The following is a 19,135-nucleotide window of genomic DNA, read 5'->3' as shown; positions in this document are numbered from 1 at the left end:
CGCGCGGAGCCGATGTCCGAAAAAGTCGGATTTACGACATTTCTCGGGAAGCATGGCGGTCATAGGGTCCTGGCTCAGCGTCCGCCCCCCGAGGACCCGCGATGTTCCACCTCACGATCAACGGCCGCGACCATCAGGTCGAGGTCGAGCCCGACACCCCGCTCCTCTTCGTCCTGCGCGACACGCTCGGCATGACGGGCACGAAGTACGGCTGCGGCATCGCCCAGTGCGGCGCCTGCACGGTGCTGATCGACGGGCAGGCCACGCGCTCCTGCCAGGTGCCGATCGAGAGCGTCGGCGCCGCCCGCGTCCGGACCATCGAGGCGATCGAGCAGGATCCGGTCGGCCGCAGGGTCGTGGAGGCCTGGGTGGCCGAGCAGGTGCCGCAATGCGGCTACTGCCAGTCCGGGCAGGTCATGGCGGCCACCGCCCTCCTCACGCAGAACCCGAAGCCCACCGACGAGGACATCGCCGCCGCGATGACCAACCTGTGCCGCTGCGGCACCTACAACCGCATCGCCGCCGCCGTGCGGCAGGCCGCGGCCTGAGGGAGGTGGCGATGACGCGGCCCGCGCGGTCCCCCCTCCCCTCCCTGCCGGCCGTCGCGCCGGAGGGCGTCGCCAACCTCTCCCGCCGCCGCTTCCTCGGCCGCGCCGCGGGCGCGCTGGTGCTCGGCATCGCGCTCCCGGCCCGGGGCCGCGCCGAGGCGCAGGGCCCGGCCGAGGGCGCCGGCGCCATCGCGCCCCAGCCCGGCACCCGCGTTCCGGCCTTCCTGGAGATCCGCCCGGACGGGCGCGTCCGCCTGCTCAGCCCCTTCGTGGAGGGCGGCCAGGGCATCGCCACCGGCATGGCCCAGATCGTCGGCGAGGAACTCGACGTCGATCCCGCCCGCTTCCTGGTCGAGTGCGCCCCGCCCGGCCCGGACTACGCCGTGGTCAACGGCCTGCGGATGACCGGCGGCAGCTTCTCCACCCGCTCCAGCTACGCGCTGATGCGCCAGCTCGGCGCCACCGCCCGCGACATGCTGATCCGCGCCGCCGCCGCCCGGCTCAAGGTGGAGGCGGGAAGCCTCGCCACCCGCGACGGCGCCGTGGTGCACCCCGCCTCCGGCCGCACCCTCCCGTACGGCGACCTCGCCGGGGAGGCGCTCGCCCTCAAGCCCCGCGACGGCGTGCCCCTGCGCGACCCGGCCTCGTTCCGCTACATCCGCCGGCCGGTGCCCCGCCTCGACGTGCGGGACAAGGCGACGGGCCGGGCGGTCTACGCGATCGACCAGACGGTCGAGGGGATGCTCCACGCGGCGGTCCAGCACGCGCCGCATCTCGGCACCGAGCCCCTGTCCCTCGCCAACGAGGACGAGGTCCGGCGGATGCCGGGCGTCCACTCGGTCCACCGACTCCCCGGCGCCGTCGCGGTGGCGGCGGACAGCTGGTGGCGCGCCCGCAAGGCCGTGGAGGCGCTCCGCGTGCGCTGGTCGGCGCCCGAGCCGGAGGGCATCGCGACCGTCTCGGCGACCTTCTCGTCGGAGGCGATGCGGGCCGCGCTCGCGGACGCGCCCGGAGAGGCTCAGGTGGGGGAGGCGCAGGTGGCGGAGGCGGAGGGCGACGCGGGCGGCGCCTTCGCGAGCGCCGCCAGGGTGATCGAGGCCGCCTACGAGGCGCCCTACCTCGCCCACGCCCAGCTGGAGCCGCCCTCCGCCATCGCCCGCTTCAACCCGGACGGCACGCTCGACGTCTGGACGCCCAACCAGATGCCGGAGCTGTTCCAGGCCCTCTCCGCGCAGGCGGCGGGCCTCGCCCCGGACAGGGTGCGCATCCACTCGCCGATGCTCGGCGGCTTCTTCGGGCGCCACTTCGCCTATGGGCCGGCGAACCCCTACCCGCAGGCGATCCTGCTCGCCAGGGCGACGGGCCGGCCCGTGCGGGTGCTGTGGTCGCGGGAGGAGGAGTTCGGCAGCGACGCCCTGCGGCCCCTCTCGGCGAGCCGCTTCCGCGCCGCCCTCGACGCGGCGGGCCGGCCGATCGCGCTCGAGGTGCGCACGGTCGGCGAGGGGCCGATCGGCCGCTGGTTCGGGGCGATGGTCCAGGGGCCGGTCGACCCTTCCGCCGTCGAGGGGCTGGTCCGGAAGCCCTACGCCATCCCGAACCGCCGCATGACCTTCGTGAAGCGGGCGCACCCGGTCACGATCGCGTTCTGGCGCTCGGTCGGGCACTCGATGAACGACTATTTCTACGAGAGCTTCCTCGACGAGATCGCGCAGGCGGGCGGGCAGGACCCCTTCGCCCTGCGGATGGCGCTGGTGGCGGGCAGCCCGCGCCACCGGCGGCTGCTGGAGGAGGTCGCGGACCTCTCCGGCGGCTGGAAGCGGGGCCCCTACGAGGCCGAGGGCGGGCGGCGCGCCCGCGGCCTCGCCATGGCCTCGCCCTTCGGCTCCGAGACCGCGACCGTGGCGGAAGTCTCGGTCGAGGGCGGCGAGGCGCGGGTGCACACGCTCTGGATCGCGTTCGACCCGGGCAGCGTGGTCAACCCGGCGATCGTGAAGGCCCAGGTCGAATCGGCCGCGGCGCTCGGCCTCTCGGCGACGCTCGTCGAGCAGATGCTCTATCGGGACGGGCAGCGGCAGGCGCGCAACTTCGACGCCTATCCGATCCTGCGGCGCGAGCACATGCCGGCGGTCCACGTGCGCATCGTCGAGAGCGGCGCCCCGATGGGTGGGGTCGGCGAGCCGGGCCTGCCCGGCGTGCCGCCCGCGGTCGCCAACGCGGTGGCGGCGCTCACCGGCCAGCGCGTCCGCGCGCTGCCGCTCTCCAACGTCAGGCTCTCCGGCGCATGAGGAGGAGCCGATGGAGTCGCAGCGCGGCACGGCGCTCGTCACCGGCGCCTCGCCGGGGATCGGCGCCGCCTCCGCGGCGGCGCTGGCTCGCCGGGGCTGCGAGGAGCGGGCACCCGCTCAGTAGCGGGCCGGGACGTGCATCTCGGCGGGAACCGGGTGGCGCTCGTAATCCGGGTGGCGCACCCGCTCGGGCAGGTCCACGGGGGGGCGCTCGACGGCGCCGTAGGGCACCTGCTCCAGGAGGTGAGCGATGCAGTTGAGGCGCGCCCGCTTCTTGTCGACCGCCTCGACCACCCACCAGGGCGCTTCGGGGATGTGGGTGCGCTCCAGCATCGTCTCCTTGGCCCTCGTGTAGAGTTCCCAGCGGGCCCGCGACTGCACGTCCATCGGGCTCAGCTTCCACTGCTTGAGCGGGTCGTTGATCCGCATCCGGAAGCGGAATTCCTGCTCCTCGTCGGTGATCGAGAACCAGTACTTCACCAGGATGATGCCCGAGCGCACCAGCATCCGCTCGAATTCCGGCACCGAGCGGAAGAACTCCTCGTACTCGTCGTCGGTGCAGAAGCCCATCACGCGCTCGACGCCGGCGCGGTTGTACCAGGAGCGGTCGAACAGCACGATCTCGCCGCCGGCCGGCAGGTGGGCGACGTAGCGCTGGAAGTACCATTGCGTGCGCTCGCGCTCGCTCGGGGCCGGCAGCGCGGCGATGCGGCAGACGCGCGGGTTCAGCCGCTGGGTGATGCGCTTGATCACCCCGCCCTTGCCGGCCGCGTCGCGCCCCTCGAAGAGCACCACGACCCGCTTCCTGTGGACCTGCACGTAATCCTGCAGCCGCACCAGTTCCTGCTGCAGGCGCAGCAATTCGCGGAAATACACCGCCCGCGGCAGGGTCGGGGCGCGGTTCGGGGGCTCGACGCCGTCGGCGACGCGTTCGAGGAACGCCTCGTCGAGTTCGAGTTCCATCTCCTCGTCGAGGCTGTCCGCCACCTCCTCGCGCACGGCCTCGACCCGGGCGGCCTTCAGATCGTCTTCCATCGCGCGTCTCCGTCCGGCCCGCCGGGAACGGGCGGGCCCGGCCCATTCTGCGGCCGGGATGTGACAGTTTGCGCGGGGACCCGCCGCACCCGGCCGGTTCCGGTCCCCCCGGCGGGGCGGGGCGAGACCCGCGGGGCCGGCCGAGGCGCCGGCCGATCAGTTCATCCGCCACACCGCCGCGTTCACGGCGGTCGCGTAGGCGACCCAGCCCGCATAGGGCACCAGCAGCAGGGCCGCGGCGCGGTCGAGGGGCCAGAACAGCCGGATCGTCCAGAGGATCATCACGAGGAGCGCGACGATCACCACCAGCCCGCCGAGCAGGGAATGGGCGGCGAAGAAGACCGGCGTCCAGATCGCGTTGAGGGCGAGCTGGACCGCGTAGGCGGCGAGCGCCACGCTCCGGCCCCGGCGCAGGTCCGCGCTCGCCGGGGCCGTGCCGAGGACGCGCCAGCAGGCGAGCGCGATCATCGCGTAGAGCATCGACCACGCGACCGGGAACATCCAGTTCGGCGGCGTGAAACCCGGCTTGGCGAGGCCCGCGTACCAGGTCGGGATGTTGGGCGTGGTGAAGAGCGGGCCGGTGAGCGCCGTGGCGAGCACCGGCAGCACGGCGAGGGCGAGGCGCAGGGCGGGGGACGGGACGGCGAGGCGGGTGGCGGCGAGCGTCATGGCAGTTCCAGGGGATGACTGCCCTGACTTGCGCTCGGGCCCCCGTTCTGCAAGGGCGAAGCGGTGCCGCAGGAGTTGCAGATGAGCCGCGAAACCCCCTCCCCCTGGTCCAAGCGCAGCCTCGCCGTTCAGGCGATGGGCCACGTCGATCCGGTGACCAAGGCGGTGGTGCCGCCCATCCACCTCACCTCGACCTATCTGCGCGACCCCGACAACCAGTACAGTTCCGGCTACTGCTACGGCCGGCCGGACAATGCCACGGTGCGCGAGGCCGAGGCCGTCCTCGCCATGCTGGAGGAGGCGCCGGCGGGCGCGCTGCTGTTCGGCTCCGGCATGGCGGCGGCGACGGCGGTGTTCGGGGCGCTCGATCCCGGCGACCACGTGGTGGCGCCGAGCGTGATGTACTGGGCCCTGCGCCGCTGGCTGCTGCAGGAGGCGACCCGCTGGGGCCTCAAGGTCGACCTCGTCGCCACCGACGACCTCGACGCCCTGCGGGCGGCGGTGGTGCCGGGCCGCACGAAGCTGGTCTGGCTCGAGACGCCCTCGAACCCGCTCTGGACCATCACCGACATCGCGGCCGCGGCCGAGATCGCGCACGCGGCCGGCGCGCGGCTGGCCGTCGATTCCACCGCCGCCTCGCCGGTGGTCACCCGCCCGCTCGCGCTCGGGGCCGACGTGGTCATGCACTCGGCCACCAAGGTGCTGAACGGCCACTCGGACGTGATCGCGGGCGTGCTGGCGGGGGCGCGGGAGGACGCGTTCTGGGGCCGGATCAAGGGCATCCGCGCGAGCCAGGGCGCCATCCTCGGCCCCTTCGAGGCCTTCCTGCTGCTGCGCGGCCTGCGCACCCTGCACCTGCGCATCGCCGCGCAGATGAGGGGCGCCGCCGCGCTGGCCGATCGCTTCACGGCCCACCCGCGGGTCCATGCCGTGCTCTATCCCGGCCTGGCCGATCATCCCGGCCACGCGGTCGCGGCGCGGCAGATGGAGGGCGGCTTCGGCACGATGCTGTCGATCCGCGTCGCCGGCGGCGAGGCGGCGGCGATCGCCACCGCCGCCCGCGTCTCCCTGTGGAAGCGCGCCACCTCCCTCGGCGGGGTCGAGAGCCTGATCGAGCACCGCGCCTCGGTGGAGGGGCCCGGGACCCCCTGCCCCGCCGACCTGCTGCGCCTCTCGACCGGCATCGAGGACCCCGAGGACCTGTTCGCGGATCTCGACGCGGCCCTGCGCGGCGCGGCCTGAGCCGCCGCGGCCCGGCGGGCGGGGAATCAGACGCTCTCCGGACGATCACGTCCTGAGAGCGTGAGATAAGCCCGCGCGGCGCTTGAGCGAGGCCGAAATCCGCATGGCGAAGCAATCCGTCGGTCGTCGTATGCCAAGCCCGCGCGGCGCTTGAGCGAAGCCGAAATCCGTATTGCGAAGCAATCCGTCGGATTTCGGATCATGGTGAACTTTCGGTCGACGCGCCGCTCCTTCGGTTCGCACGGGCCCGCCCGTCGAACCGATCGCATCCCGGCGCGTTCTCCCGCAAAGCTCGCCAGCCGAGGAGTGCCCCATGCCTGCCGCCCTGCCCGCCGCGCTTCTCGGCGCGCACGTCCTCCTCGCCGCGGCCGACGGGCCGCCGCGCTTCAACATCGAGGCCACCTGCAAGTCACCGGGACGCGCCTCCGTCTCGAACGATGCCGGGGCGGACGGCTGCCTGCGCTCGGAGCGCGCCGCGGGGGACGACCTGCGCAAGCGCTGGGGTGATTTCTCGGGCACGGCGAAGCGCCAGTGCTCGCAGCAATCGCGGGCCGGCGGCTTCCCGAGCTACGTCGAGATGCTGACCTGCCTCGAACTCGCCAGCGGCAACGTGCCGGTGCACGGGCCGGAGAACGGCGCCACCGCCGGCCAGGGCGGCGCCGGACCCGCGACCACCGGCAGCACCCGGCGGGGCGAGGAGGGCACGGCGCTCACCACCGCGCCCTCGCCGCAGCAGCGCACCGATCCCCTCCGGGTGCTGGGCAAGCCGGCGCGCTGAGCCGCGCGACCGATTCGGCGGCGACGATGGTCCGCACGCGACGGTCACGGCAGGATCGCGCGCGGCGATTCCGCTGAGGAGCCGTCCGGCGCCCGTCCCGGCGGGTCCGCGGGCCGGCTCAGCGCGGGGGCGAGGCCGCGGCGTCGTCCGTGACGGTGGCGAGCCAGACCGGCCCCTCCCCCGCGACGGGCTGGGCGCGCGGGCGCTCCGGCTCCGGCGGCCGGCCGGCCCGGGCCGCCGCGAGGTCGCGCAGCTCCGGCGCCTGCGCGGTGTCGTCCACGGTCAGGAACAGCCCGCGCCGCCGCGCGCCCTGGCCGAGATCGGCGCGGCTCGTCAGCACACTGAGGGCGGGGCTGAGCAGGAGGCTGGCGGCGACGGGCCCCATCCAGGCGGCCAGCCACGGATCGCCCGCGACGGCGAGGAGTATGGCCAGGACGCCCCCCGCGATCAGCGCGTCGGCCTGCAGCCGGGCCGCCTCCGACCAGGGGACCTGCCGGTCGTCGCGCACCTGCGCGTCCCAGCGCACGACCTTGCCGGCCAGGGTCGAAGCCACCGCCCCGGCGTTGAACAGCATCAGCACCGGCCAGAGCAGCACCCAGACCACCTGTTCGAGGGCGGCGCTGAGGAGGAGCCGGCGGGTTCCGCCGAAGGCGCTCCGCCGCTCGCGGCTGAGGAGGACGTGGCCGAGGCTGAGCAGCTTGGGCGCCGCCAGGACCGCCAGGGTGAGCGCCGCGAGCGCGCCGGCCGCCTCCCCCTCGCCGGTGAGCCCGTAGGCGAGCAGGCCGAGATCGCCGCGCAGGACAGCCCGGGCCGTGCCGAGGGTCAGGAAGGCGAGCCAGAGCGGCGAGGCGAGGTAGGACAGGATCCCGACCAGGAGGTGCCAGCGGCTCCCGGCCGTGAGGCCGGGCGTGCCGACGAGGCCGAGATGCTGCAGGTTTCCCTGGCACCAGCGGCGCTCGCGCCCGAGGAGGTCGACGAGGTTCGTCGGCATCTCCTCCCAGGTGCCCCCCTCCTCCGGCAGCAGGCGTAATTCCCAGCCGGCGCGGCGCAGCAGCGCCCCCTCGACGGTGTCGTGGCAGAGGATCTCGCCGCCGAGCGGCGGCCGTCCGGGCAGAACCGGCAGGTCGGCATGCGCCGCGAAGGCGCGCAGGCGCAGGATGGCGTTGTGGCCCCAGTAGCTGCCGTCCGGGCCCTGCCAGGTGTCGAGGGCGCGGATCGAGAGCGGCGCGTAGAGGCGCACGGCGAATTGCTGGATGCGGGCGAAGAGCGTGTCGCGCCCGGCCGCGTAGCTCACCGTCTGGATCAGCCCGACGCGCGGATGCGCCTCCATCAGCCGGATCAGCCGGCGGATCGTGGCGCCGCTCATCAGGCTGTCGGCGTCGAGCACGACCATGAACTCGTAGGCGTCGCCGTGGCGGCGGCAGAACTCCGCGATGTTGCCGGCCTTGCGGCCCGTATTCTCGGCCCGGCGGCGATAGCGCAGGCGCGGCAGCCCGGGACCGGCGGCCTCGCACCACGCCCGGGCGCGGGCGAGTTCGCGCTCCTCGGCGGCGGCGATGGCGGCGTCCCGCGTGTCGCTGAGGACGAAGATGTCGATGTCGCCGCCGCCGCCCGCCCGGGCGATGGAGCGGGCCATCACCCGGATCGCTGCGAAGACTGCGACGGGGTCCTCGGCGTGGATCGCCACCGCCAGCACCGTGCGGCTCCGCCCGGACGGCGCCAGCGGCACCGTCGGGGCCGCCGCCTCGACGGCGGAGACGACGCGCCGCTTGAGCCAGGCGGCGGCGGCGCCGTAGACGTATTGCCACGCCACGTAGGCCTGCCACGTCATCACGAGGCAGAACAGCACCAGGACGGCGCCGTCGAGGAGACCGTCGGCCGGGCTCGCCGCGGCCGCGAGCCCGGCCAGCGCGGCGGCCGTCGCGAGCGTCGGGAGCGCGAGGGCGAGGCGGCGCACGATCAGCGCCGCATCGGGCGGGGAGGCAGGCGGCATGGCGGACTCGACGGAGACGGGAGGATGGCCAGCCCTAGGGGGATTGGCCTGAATGGTGCCGGAACGATGACGCTGCGGCGCCGCGATGCTCGACAGGACGGACCGGCGCTGTCAATCCCGGGCTCCGGGGGCGAGTTCCCGGCGGGGCGCGGGCGGCGCCCGCGCGGGGTGCGGGGCGGAGCCCCCGGAGGAGCGACGTCTTGACCGACACGATCTTCGCGCCGGCCTCGGGATTCGGACGGGCCGCGGTGGCGGTGATCCGGATCAGCGGACCGGGAGCGGCCTCATGTCTCACGGCGCTGACGGGCCACCCCCCTCCCCTGCCGCGGCGCCTGTCGCTGCGGCAGCTGCGCGACCCGGGGACGGGCGAGGTGCTCGACCGTGCCCTGGTGGTCTGGCTGCCCGGTCCCGCGACCTTCACGGGCGAGGACAGCGCCGAGTTGCACCTTCACGGCGGGGCGGCCGTCCGCGCGGCCGTGCTTCGGGTGCTCGGCCGCCTGCCGGGCCTCGCCCCGGCCGAGCCCGGCGCCTTCACGCGGCGGGCCTTCCTCAACGGCCGCATGGACCTGACCGCGGTCGAGGGTCTCGCCGACCTGATCGATGCCGAGACGGAAGCGCAGCGCCGGCAGGCGATGCGGCAGCTCGACGGGGCGCTCGGCCGGCTCGTGGAGGCTTGGCGGGACACCCTGCTCGGCGTGCTCGCCGGGGCCGAGGCCGCGCTCGACTTCTCGGACGAGGGCGACGTGGACGAATCGGCCCTGTCGGCGTCGGGTCTCGCCGCGGCCGCGCGGGTGCGGGACGCGATCCTGGCGGCGCTGGCGGAGGGACGGCGGGGCGAGCGGCTGCGGGAGGGGTTCGTGGTGGTCCTGGCCGGTCCGCCCAATGCCGGCAAATCGACGCTGCTCAACGCCCTCGCCCGGCGGGAGGCGGCGATCGTCTCGCCGATCCCCGGCACCACGCGGGATGCGATCGAGGTCCGCTGCGACCTCGACGGCCTGCCGGTGCTCCTCGTCGACACGGCCGGGCTGCGGGACGAAGGGGCGGACCCGATCGAGGCCGAGGGCATGGCGCGCAGCCGGCGGCGGATCGAGGAGGCGGATCTCGTGCTGTGGCTGGTGCCGCCCGAGGGCGGCGCCGCGGCGCCGAAGGGAGCCCTGGTCGTGCACACCAAGCGGGATCTCGGGCGGGATCCGGGCGGCGGCGTGGACGGGGCGCTCGCGATCTCGGCCCTGACCGGCGAGGGGCTCGCGATGCTTCTCGACCGCGTCGCGGCCGCGGCGGGGGCCGCGCTCGGCCGTGGCGACGCCGTGGTGACGCGCGAGCGGCAGCGCCGCGCGCTCGAGGAATGCGCGGCCCATCTCGGGCGGGCGATCGCCGGGGCCGAGACGATGCCGGCGGAACTGGTCGCCGAGGACCTGCGCCTCGCGGTGCGGGCCCTCGGGGCGGTGGCGGGCCGGGTCGGCGTCGAGGAGATGCTGGACCGACTGTTCTCCAGTTTCTGCATCGGGAAGTGAAGCGGGGCCGCGAGGAGGATCCGCTCGCGCGGGCGCGCCCGCGCTGCGGCGGAGCGAGGCTGTTTCACGTGAAACAGCCACGATTCTCCAATCGCTTTCCCCGTTTCACGTGAAACACGCGCCCTCCCCGACTTCCCGGTTGACGATCTCGGGCTGCCCGCCCAGAGATCTCGCATGCAGCGAATCGACCGCACCCGCTTCGACGTGATCGTCGTCGGCGGCGGCCATGCCGGCGTGGAAGCCGCCGCGGCCGCCGCGCGCCTGGGCGCCGCCACGGCGCTCGTCACCCACCGCCGCGCCACGCTCGGCGCCATGTCGTGCAACCCCGCCATCGGCGGCCTCGGCAAGGGCCACCTCGTGCGCGAGGTCGACGCCCTCGACGGGCTGATGGGCCGCGTCGCCGACCGCGCCGGGATCCAGTTCCGTCTGCTGAACCGCCGCAAGGGACCGGCGGTGCGCGGGCCCCGCAGCCAGGCCGACCGCAAGCTCTACGCCCGGGCGATGCAGGAGGCGCTGGCAGCCACGCCCAACCTCTCGCTGATCGAGGGCGAGGCGCACGACCTGGCCGTGGTGGAGGGGCGCGTCACGGGCATCGTGCTGGCGGACGGGCGCGCCCTCCCCTGCGCGGCCGTGGTGCTGACGACCGGGACCTTCCTGCGCGGTCTGATCCATATCGGTGAGCGGACCATGCCGGCCGGACGGGTTGGCGAGGCGCCGGCCCTCGGCCTCGCCGCCACCCTCGACCGGCACGGCTTCGGGCTCGGCCGGCTCAAGACCGGCACCCCGGCCCGCCTCGACGGACGCACCATCGACTGGGCCGGGATCGAGAAGCAGGCCGCCGACGACGAGCCGGTGCCCTTCTCCAGCCTGACCGACCGGATCACCACGCCGCAGATCGAGTGCGGCGTCACCCGCACCACGCAGGCGGTGCACGACCTGATCCGCGCCAACCTGCACCGCTCGCCGATGTACTCGGGCGGGATCACCAGCCGCGGTCCGCGCTACTGCCCCTCGATCGAGGACAAGGTGGTGCGCTTCGGGGACCGCGACGGGCACCAGATCTTCCTGGAGCCGGAGGGGCTGGACGATCCCACGATCTACCCGAATGGCATCTCGACCGCCCTGCCCGAGGAGGTCCAGCGCGCGGTCCTGCGCCTGATCCCGGGCTGCGAGCGGGCCGCGATGCTGCGGCCGGGCTACGCGATCGAGTACGACTACGTCGACCCGCGCGAGCTCGACCCGACGCTCCAGACCCGCCGGGTCGCCGGCCTGTTCCTGGCCGGCCAGATCAACGGCACCACTGGCTACGAGGAGGCGGCCGGCCAGGGCATCCTGGCGGGGATCAACGCCGCGCGCCTCGCCGCCGGATCGGCCCTCGCCGTCCTCGACCGGGCCGAGTCCTACATCGGCGTCATGATCGACGACCTCGTCACGCATGGCGTGAGCGAGCCCTACCGGATGTTCACCTCGCGCTCCGAGTACCGGCTCAGCCTGCGGGTCGACAACGCGGATGAGCGGCTCACCGGGCGGGGCATCGCGCTCGGCTGCGTCGGGGCCGCGCGGGCCCGCCACTTTGCCGAGAGCCAGCAGGCCCTCGCCGCGGCCCGCGCGCGGCTCGACGCGCTCGCGATCACGCCGAGCGAGGCGGCCCGGCACGGCCTCGCCCTGAACCGGGACGGGATCCGGCGCAGCGCCTTCCAGCTCCTCTCCTATCCGGAGATCGACTGGCCGCGCCTCGCGGCGATCTGGCCCGAACTCGCGGCCGTCCCGCCCCGCGTCGCCGAGCGGCTGCGCACCGACGCGGCCTACGCGGTCTATCTCGACCGGCAGCGATCCGACATCGCGGCCTTCCGGCGCGACGAGGCGGTGCGACTTCCGGCCTCTCTCGATTACGGCCGCATCGCCGGCCTGTCGAACGAGTTGCGGCTGAAGCTGGATTGCGTGCGGCCGCACACGCTGGGCCAGGCGGCACGGATCGAGGGTGTGACCCCCGCGGCTCTGACCCTGCTGGCCGCCCATGCCAGGCGGGCCGACGCGGCCGCTCCGGCGGAGGCGTGATGGTGCCCTCCGACCGCGACAGGGTGCTGGCGGAGGCGGGTGTTTCACGTGAAACAGCCGCCGCCCTCGACCTCTACGTCGCCCAGCTCACGCGCTGGCAGGCGATCAAGAACCTCGTCGGCCCGGCCACCCTGCCGGATGTCTGGACGCGCCACATCGCCGATTCCCTGCAGCTCCTCGACGCCGCCCCGCAGGCGCGGACCTGGCTCGACCTCGGCAGCGGCGCCGGCATCCCGGGCCTGATCCTGGCGATCGCCGGGGTGCGGAATCGCCCCGACCTGCGCGTCGACCTCGTCGAGAGCAATGCCCGCAAGGGCGCCTTCCTGCAGGAAACCGCCCGCCTCACCGGCGCCCCGGCCCGGATCCACGTCGCCCGGATCGAGCGCGTCGTCGCCGGTTTCCGCGGCGTCGACGTGGTCTGCGCCCGCGCCCTCGCGCCCCTGCCGCAGCTCATCGCCTGGACGGCCCCGCTGTTGAAAAGCGGCACCATCGGGCTGTTTCCGAAGGGCCGGGAGGCCCAATCCGAATTGACCGCCGCCCGCGAAAAGTGGACATTCGTGGCGGATGTGATCCCGAGCCGGACCGATTCCTCCGCGGGGATCGTCCGCATCTCCAGCTTGAGCGACCCGCTTCCATGACAGTGGAACCTTCCGAGGCGCCGGCCCGCTCCGCGCGGCCCCTTCGCATCATCGCGCTCGCCAACCAGAAGGGCGGCGTCGGCAAGACCACGACGGCCATCAATCTCGGCACCGCCCTGGCGGCGATCGGCGAGCAGGTGCTGATCATCGACCTCGATCCGCAGGGCAACGCCTCGACGGGGCTCGGGATCGACCGCCGCCAGCGCCGCCTCTCGACCTACGACGTTCTCGCGGGCGAGGCCGCCCTGAAAGAGGCCGTCCAGGCGACCGCCGTGCCGCGCGTCGCGATCGCCCCCTCGACCATGGACCTGCTCGGCCTCGAGATGGAGATGGCGAGCGCGCAGGACCGCGCCCACCGCCTGCGCCGCGTCCTCGAACCGCTGACCCGCGGCGAGATGGCCGAGGAGGAGCGCTTCACCTACGTGCTGATCGACTGCCCACCCTCCCTCAACCTCCTCACCATCAACGCCCTCGCGGCGGCCGACGCGGTGCTGGTGCCGCTGCAATGCGAGTTCTTCGCGCTGGAGGGGTTGAGCCAGCTGCTGCGGACGGTGGAGCAGGTGAGGGGCACGCTCAACCCGCGGCTCGCGATCCAGGGCATCGTGCTCACCATGTTCGACCCGCGCAACAACCTCTCGACCCAGGTCGTGGCGGATGTGCGGGCCTTCATGGGCGACAAGGTCTACGAGACGATGATCCCCCGCAACGTGCGCGTCTCCGAGGCGCCCTCGCACGGCAAGCCGGTCCTGCTCTACGACCTGAAATGCGCCGGCTCGCAGGCCTACCTGCGCCTGGCCTCCGAGATCATCCAGCGCGAAGGACGCCTCCCCGCAGCCGCGTGAGCGCCGGGGTCACGAGACACGAGGACACCAGGATATGGCGGAAGAGGTGGCCCGCCCGCGGCTCGGACGCGGGCTCGCGGCGCTGATCGGCGATGTCGGCGAGGACGCGCCTCCGGCGCCGATCGACCGCCGCGGTCAGCGCCGGGTGCCGATCGAGTTCCTGCGCCCCAATCCGCGCAATCCCCGCCGCCACTTCGCCGAGGCCGAGCTGGAGGAGCTCTCGGCCTCGATCCGCACCCGCGGCGTGATCCAGCCGATCGTGGTGCGCGGCGTCGCCGCGGTGCCGGACACGTTCGAGATCGTCGCCGGCGAGCGCCGCTGGCGGGCCGCCCAGCGCGCCGGCCTGCACGAAGTCCCGGTGGTCGTGGTCGAGATCGACGACCGCACCTCCCTCGAATACGCCATCCTGGAAAACGTCCAGCGCGCCGACCTCAACCCGATCGAGGAGGCCGCCGGCTACGAGCGGCTGATGAGCGAGTTCGGCTACAGCCAGACCGAGCTGGCCGAGATCATGGGCAAGAGCCGCAGCCACCTCGCCAACACGCTGCGCCTGCTGAACCTGCCGCCATCGGTGCAGGAGCAGGTGGTGGCGGGCGCGCTCACCGCGGGCCACGCCCGCGCCCTGCTCGCCGTCAGGGACCCGGAGGCGGTGGCCCGCCGGGTCGTCGCCGAGGGGCTGACGGTGCGCGAGGTCGAGGCCCTGGCCGCCGCCGAGCAGCCCGCCGAGTCCGGCCCGCGTCCCGGCCGCCCGCGCCGGGCGCCGCCGGAGAAGGATGCCGACACCCGCGCCCTGGAGCGGCGCCTGGAGGACGCGCTCGGGGTGACCGTCTCGATCGAGCATCGCGGCGGCGGCGGGGAACTGCGCCTGCGCTACGCCAGCCTCGATCAGCTGGACGCGATCTGCCGCCGGCTCGAGATGCAGGGCTGAGCGGCGAGGGGAGGGGGCCCGCATCGCGCTCCAACGACATCCGGTTGATGGCTTCGCCATCTCCGATTTCGGCCATGCGGATGTCGGCGTCGCTCAGGCGCGGCGCCCGGCCTCCAGGGCGATCCGGACCAGGACGTCGCTCGCCAGGGCGTGCGCGAATTCCGCCTCGGCGCGCCGGCAGGCGAGCACGGCCTCCTGCAGGCGGGCGACGGCGCGCCGGAGCGCCTCCGGCGACCAGCGCGCCAGCTGGACCTCGACGATCCTCTGGCGCCGGAAGTGCAGGCCGCGCCAGCTCGCCACGATCTGGCCCGGCGACTGGCCCTGGCCGTCGAGGCGCGCGGCGAGCAGCGCGAGGGCGTGGCGCAGGGCCGCCCCCAACATCACCGAGGCGTCCATGCCCTCGACCCGGAAGCGCCGGTAGCTCCGCTCGGCCTCGCCGGCCTGACCCGCGAAGGCGGCGTCGATCAGGGCGTTGAGGACGGATCCCGAGACGTCGCTCGCCACCGCCTCCACGTCCTCGAGGCTGATCTCGCGCTGCCCGCGCGCGTAGAGGGCGAGCTTCTCGATCTCGCCGAGGCTGGCGCGGCGGTCGCCCCCGAGGCTCGCCGCCAGGGTCTCGCGGGCGTCGCGCGCGATGCGCAGGCCCTCGGCCTGGAGCCGCGCGTCGATCAGGTCGGCGAGGGTCCGCGCGTCATCCGGGTAGCAGGGGAGGGCGAGGGCCCGCGGCGAGCGCTCGCAGAGGACCCGCAGCGGCGCCGACTTGGCGAGGTCGCCCGCCTCCACCACGACGCGGGCCGCCGGCAGCTCCGCCTTGAGCAGGGCCTCGACGGCCGGCGCGATGGGGCGGCTGCCGGGCCGCACCCAGATCGCCCGCTGGCCCCCGAACAGCCCGACCGTCCCGGCCTCGTCGAGGAGCCGGCCGGGATCGCCCGCCAGCACGTCCCCGTCGATCTTGACCAGGGCGAAGGGGTCGGACGGGTCCGCCACCGCGCCCTCCGCGAGGCTGCGGGCGCGCTCGGCCACCAGCCCCGTGTCGGGGCCGTAGACCAGGATCACGGCGACGCGCGGGTCGGGCCCGCGGCGCAGCAGGCCCTCGACGTCGCCCGGGCGGATCGCCGTCACGGCTGCGTGGCAAGGATCGCGGCGACGCGCGTCTTGATCTGGTCCGCCAGGAGCTTGGCGAGGCGGATCTCCGCGTCGCGGGCCGCGCGCAGGCTGGCGAAGCGCTGCACCGAGCGGTCGTAGCTCGCGAGGCCGGTGGCGGTGCCCTCCGTGAGGGTGCGGCTGCCGTCGAGGCTCACCACCTTGTAGGCGGCGCTGCCGTACAGCGTGGCGGACTCGGCCCGGGCCGTGACCGAGCTCACGATCGGGGTCTGCACCGTCTCGCTCACCGCGAGCGTGAGCCGATAGCGCTTCTCCGGCGCCTGGCCGGCCCCGTCGAGGTCGAAGACCAGCTCGCTGCGCAGGTAGTGGCCGAGGCGCTCCTGGCCCTGGGCCGTCGTCGCCGGGTCGACCTGGATCGAGGCCAGCACCGCGCTCAGCGGCGCGCCGGAGGCGGTCGGGCCGTAGAGCGGCCGGAAACACCCGGACAGGCCGAGCATCACCATCCCGGCGAGTGCGAAGCGTCGCGCCGTGCCTACCGTGCTGCGTGCCATGCCGGTCCCGTCCTCCGCCGCGAGCGGATCCTGATTCGGTCGCCGGGTCGGCGCGACACCGACCCGGACCCGCAGGATATAGGAAAGCTCTGCGGCGGGAGCGTGGAGGCGGGGCGCGCCGTCCCCGCTTTCCTCACGGATCCCCGCCGCGAATCGTCCCCGCCTCAGGCCACGACGTTGACGATGCGCTGGGGCACCACGATCACCTTGCGCGGCGCCTTGGCGTCGAGGGCGCGCTGCACCGCCTCCAGGGCGAGCACGGCGGCCTCGACCGCGGCGGCGTCGGCCTCGCGCGGCACCGTCACGTCGGCGCGCTTCCGGCCGTTCACCTGCACCGGCAGCGTGATGCTGGCCTCGACGAGCAGGGCTGGGTCGGCCTCCGGCCAGGGGGCCTCCGCGACCAGGCCCGGCTGTCCGAGCACCGCCCATGAGGATTCCGCGAGGTGCGGCATCATCGGGGCGAGCAGCTGCACCAGGATGCGGCCGGTCTCGATCAGCGCGGGCCGCCCGAGCGGCGCCGGGCCGGCGAGCGCGTCCTGGAGCGTGTTCGCCAGCTCGTACAGGTGGGCGACGCAGCGGTTGAAGCGCAGGCGCTCGATATCCTCGCCGAGCGCGGCCAGGGCCCGGTGCGCCGCCTTGCGCAGGGCGAGGTCGGCGGCCGCGTCGCCGGCCTGCTCGGGCCGCTCGGCGATCTCGTTGACGAGGCGCCAGACCCGCTGGACGAAGCGCGAGGCGCCCTGCACGCCGTCCTCCGTCCAGATCACGTCGCGCTCGGGCGGCGAGTCCGACAGCATGAACCAGCGCGCGGTATCCGCCCCGTAGGAGGCGATGATGTCGTCCGGGTCGACCACGTTGCGCTTCGACTTCGACATCTTCTCGATCGAGCCGATTATGATCGGCGCGCCGGTTTTCACGTGAAACGCCCGGCGCTCCCCGTCCTCGACGGCGATCCGCACGTCCACCGGCTGCACCCAGGCCCCGGACGCGTCCTTGTAGGTTTCGTGGACCACCATGCCCTGGGTGAACAGGCCGGCGAAAGGCTCGTCCGCCCCGCCCCAGCCGACCTTGCGCATCGCCCGGGCGAAGAAGCGCGAGTAGAGCAGGTGCAGGATCGCGTGCTCGATGCCGCCGATATATTGGTCGACGGGGAGCCAGCGGTCGGCCGTCGCCGGGTCGGTCGGGGCGTCGGTCAGCCAGGGCGCCGTGAAGCGCGCGAAGTACCAGGACGAATCCACGAACGTGTCCATGGTGTCGGTCTCGCGCCGGGCCGGAGCGCCGCAGACCGGGCAGGGCACGTTGCGCCACGCCGCGTCCCGCTCCAGCGGGTTGCCCGGCTGGTCGAAGGACACCTCCTCGGGCAGCGTCACCGGCAGGTCCTCGACCGGCACCGGCACCACGCCGCAGGACTCGCAGTGGATGACGGGGATCGGGCAGCCCCAGTAGCGCTGGCGGGAGACGCCCCAGTCGCGCAGGCGGAACTGCACCCGGCGCTGCGCGACCGGCGCCTCGCCGAGCCGCTCCGCTTCGAGGCGCGCTGCCACGGCCGCGAACGCCGCCTCGGTGGTCATGCCGTCGAGGAAGCGCGAGTTGATCATGCGGCCGTCACCTTCATAGGCGACGTCGGTGATCACGAAACCGGCCGGGTCGGTCCCGGGCGGGCAGACGACCGGGACGTTGCCGAGCCCGTACTTGTTGGCGAAGTCGAGGTCGCGCTGGTCGTGGGCCGGGCAGCCGAACACGGCGCCGGTGCCGTACTCCATCAGCACGAAATTGGCGACGTAGACCGGCAGCAGCCAAGTCGGGTCGAGGGGGTGGCGAACCTTCAGCCCGGTGTCGAAGCCGAGCTTCTCCGCCGTGTCGATCGCCTCCTGCGCGGTCCCGATCCGGCGGCACTCGGCGATGAAGTCCCGCAGGGCGGGGGAGGTGGCCGCCACGGCGGCGGCCAGGGGGTGATCCGCCGCGACCGCCAGGAACTTCGCCCCGAACAGGGTATCGGGCCGCGTCGTGTAGACCTTCACCTCGGAGGGGACGCCATCGGGCGCGCCGTCAGGCGCCGCGCCGTCAGGCGCCGCCAGGGCGAAGCGCAGCTCCAGCCCCTCCGAGCGGCCGATCCAGTTCTTCTGCATCAACCGGACCTTCTCCGGCCAGCGCTCCAGCGTGTCGAGCCGGTCGCTCAGGTCCTGCGCGTAGTCGGTGATCCTGAAGAACCACTGGGTCAGTTCGCGCTGCTCGACCAGGGCTCCCGAGCGCCAGCCGCGCCCGTCGATCACCTGCTCGTTGGCCAGCACGGTGTGGTCGACCGGGTCCCAGTTCACCTTGGCGGTGCGCCGCGTCACCAGCCCGGCCTTCAGGAAGTCCAGGAACATGCGCTGCTGGTGCTTGTAGTAGGACGGGTCGCAGGTCGCGACCTCGCGGCTCCAGTCCAGCGACAGGCCCATCGCCTTGAGCTGGCCCTTCATCGTGGCGATGTTGGCGTAGGTCCACTCGCGCGGATTGATCTTGCGCTCCATGGCGGCGTTCTCGGCCGGCAAGCCGAAGGCGTCCCAGCCCATCGGGTGGAGCACGTTGAAGCCCTTGGCGCGCTTGTAGCGCGCCACCACGTCGCCCATCGCGTAGTTGCGCACGTGGCCCATGTGGATGCGGCCCGACGGGTAGGGGAACATCTCCAGCACGTAGTAGGTGGGCCGGGGATCCTCGTTGCGGGTGCGGAAGAGGTCGCGCTCGGCCCAGACCGCCTGCCAATGGGGCTCGGATTCTTTCGGGTTGTAGCGTTCGGCCATGGGGAGCGTCTTCGTGGGACGGGGCGGCGCCGGCCGGCGGGACCGGGCCTGGAGGCGGGACGGGAGAGCGCCGCGACCGCAAGCGGTTGAGCTTGCCCGGCGCGGCGCCGGCGGACTAGAGGCTGTGATGGACCGGGGACAGGCGTTGTGCCGGCCAGGGTCGGGCGCCG

General features: G+C 74.0%; 15 protein-coding genes. 9 read left to right on the top strand and 6 right to left on the bottom strand.

Features of this window, described 5'->3' with window-relative positions; genetic code table 11:
• The first annotated feature begins 101 nt into the window (after positions 1 to 101).
• Positions 102 to 548 (top strand): (2Fe-2S)-binding protein, encoded by a 447-nt coding sequence (locus tag M446_RS06730; RefSeq protein ID WP_012331351.1) that lies wholly within the window; start codon positions 102 to 104, stop codon positions 546 to 548.
• Positions 497 to 2,833: a molybdopterin cofactor-binding domain-containing protein gene (locus tag M446_RS06725; protein ID WP_415926912.1), complete on the top strand. Its 2,337-nt coding sequence runs from the start codon at positions 497 to 499 to the stop codon at positions 2,831 to 2,833. The genes M446_RS06730 and M446_RS06725 overlap by 52 nt, the downstream gene beginning before the upstream one ends.
• A gap of 117 nt (positions 2,834 to 2,950) precedes the next feature.
• On the opposite strand, the gene ppk2 is transcribed toward M446_RS06725, so the two are convergent.
• Together ppk2 and M446_RS06715 are read right to left on the bottom strand one after the other, a co-directional pair.
• Complete coding sequence (gene ppk2, locus M446_RS06720; protein WP_012331349.1) at positions 2,951 to 3,868, bottom strand: polyphosphate kinase 2; 918 nt, start codon at positions 3,866 to 3,868, stop codon at positions 2,951 to 2,953.
• Positions 3,869 to 4,024: 156 nt separating this feature from the next.
• Entirely contained in the window at positions 4,025 to 4,537 is a 513-nt protein-coding gene (locus M446_RS06715) for a TspO/MBR family protein (RefSeq protein ID WP_012331348.1), read from the bottom strand.
• 81 nt (positions 4,538 to 4,618) lie between these two features.
• On the opposite strand from M446_RS06715, the gene M446_RS06710 reads away from it, so the two are divergent.
• Together M446_RS06710 and M446_RS06705 are read left to right on the top strand one after the other, a co-directional pair.
• Complete coding sequence (locus tag M446_RS06710) at positions 4,619 to 5,779, top strand: trans-sulfuration enzyme family protein (RefSeq protein WP_012331347.1); 1,161 nt, start codon at positions 4,619 to 4,621, stop codon at positions 5,777 to 5,779.
• Positions 5,780 to 6,092: 313 nt separating this feature from the next.
• Positions 6,093 to 6,557 (top strand): hypothetical protein, encoded by a 465-nt coding sequence (locus M446_RS06705; protein WP_012331346.1) that lies wholly within the window; start codon positions 6,093 to 6,095, stop codon positions 6,555 to 6,557.
• A 118-nt stretch (positions 6,558 to 6,675) separates the two neighbouring features.
• On the opposite strand, the gene mdoH is transcribed toward M446_RS06705, so the two are convergent.
• Positions 6,676 to 8,550, bottom strand: coding sequence for a glucans biosynthesis glucosyltransferase MdoH (gene mdoH / locus M446_RS06700; RefSeq protein ID WP_012331345.1), 1,875 nt, complete (start codon positions 8,548 to 8,550; stop codon positions 6,676 to 6,678).
• A 200-nt stretch (positions 8,551 to 8,750) separates the two neighbouring features.
• Here mdoH and mnmE point away from each other — a divergent pair, with 200 nt between their 5' ends.
• From mnmE to M446_RS06675, 5 genes are all read left to right on the top strand, one after another.
• Positions 8,751 to 10,064 carry a tRNA uridine-5-carboxymethylaminomethyl(34) synthesis GTPase MnmE gene (mnmE, locus tag M446_RS06695; protein WP_012331344.1) on the top strand — a complete coding sequence of 438 codons (1,314 nt, stop codon included), beginning with the start codon at positions 8,751 to 8,753 and terminating at the stop codon, positions 10,062 to 10,064.
• A gap of 174 nt (positions 10,065 to 10,238) precedes the next feature.
• On the top strand, positions 10,239 to 12,122 hold the full coding sequence (gene mnmG, locus M446_RS06690) for a tRNA uridine-5-carboxymethylaminomethyl(34) synthesis enzyme MnmG (protein ID WP_012331343.1): 1,884 nt from the start codon (positions 10,239 to 10,241) through the stop codon (positions 12,120 to 12,122).
• Positions 12,122 to 12,760, top strand: a complete 639-nt coding sequence (gene rsmG, locus M446_RS06685; RefSeq protein ID WP_012331342.1) for a 16S rRNA (guanine(527)-N(7))-methyltransferase RsmG — start codon at positions 12,122 to 12,124, stop codon at positions 12,758 to 12,760. The genes mnmG and rsmG overlap by 1 nt, the downstream gene beginning before the upstream one ends.
• Positions 12,757 to 13,602, top strand: coding sequence for a ParA family protein (locus M446_RS06680; protein ID WP_043700900.1), 846 nt, complete (start codon positions 12,757 to 12,759; stop codon positions 13,600 to 13,602). The genes rsmG and M446_RS06680 overlap by 4 nt, the downstream gene beginning before the upstream one ends.
• 34 nt (positions 13,603 to 13,636) lie before the next feature.
• Positions 13,637 to 14,530 carry a ParB/RepB/Spo0J family partition protein gene (locus M446_RS06675; protein ID WP_012331340.1) on the top strand — a complete coding sequence of 298 codons (894 nt, stop codon included), beginning with the start codon at positions 13,637 to 13,639 and terminating at the stop codon, positions 14,528 to 14,530.
• 93 nt (positions 14,531 to 14,623) lie between these two features.
• On the opposite strand, the gene holA is transcribed toward M446_RS06675, so the two are convergent.
• The 3 genes from holA to leuS form a co-directional block, all read right to left on the bottom strand.
• Positions 14,624 to 15,652, bottom strand: coding sequence for a DNA polymerase III subunit delta (gene holA, locus M446_RS06670; protein WP_012331339.1), 1,029 nt, complete (start codon positions 15,650 to 15,652; stop codon positions 14,624 to 14,626).
• The gene (gene lptE / locus M446_RS06665) at positions 15,649 to 16,185 is read right to left on the bottom strand and encodes an LPS assembly lipoprotein LptE (RefSeq protein WP_012331338.1); all 537 of its coding nucleotides are present in this window, start codon (positions 16,183 to 16,185) and stop codon (positions 15,649 to 15,651) included. The genes holA and lptE overlap by 4 nt, the downstream gene beginning before the upstream one ends.
• Before the next feature lie 164 nt (positions 16,186 to 16,349).
• Positions 16,350 to 18,965, bottom strand: a complete 2,616-nt coding sequence (leuS, locus tag M446_RS06660) for a leucine--tRNA ligase (protein WP_012331337.1) — start codon at positions 18,963 to 18,965, stop codon at positions 16,350 to 16,352.
• Positions 18,966 to 19,135: the final 170 nt, after the last annotated feature.

It is taken from the genome of Methylobacterium sp. 4-46 (assembly GCF_000019365.1).
GTDB lineage: Bacteria > Pseudomonadota > Alphaproteobacteria > Rhizobiales > Beijerinckiaceae > Methylobacterium.
Note: the sequence above shows the minus strand (reverse complement) of the source record. Positions and strands in the feature narration are given on the sequence as shown.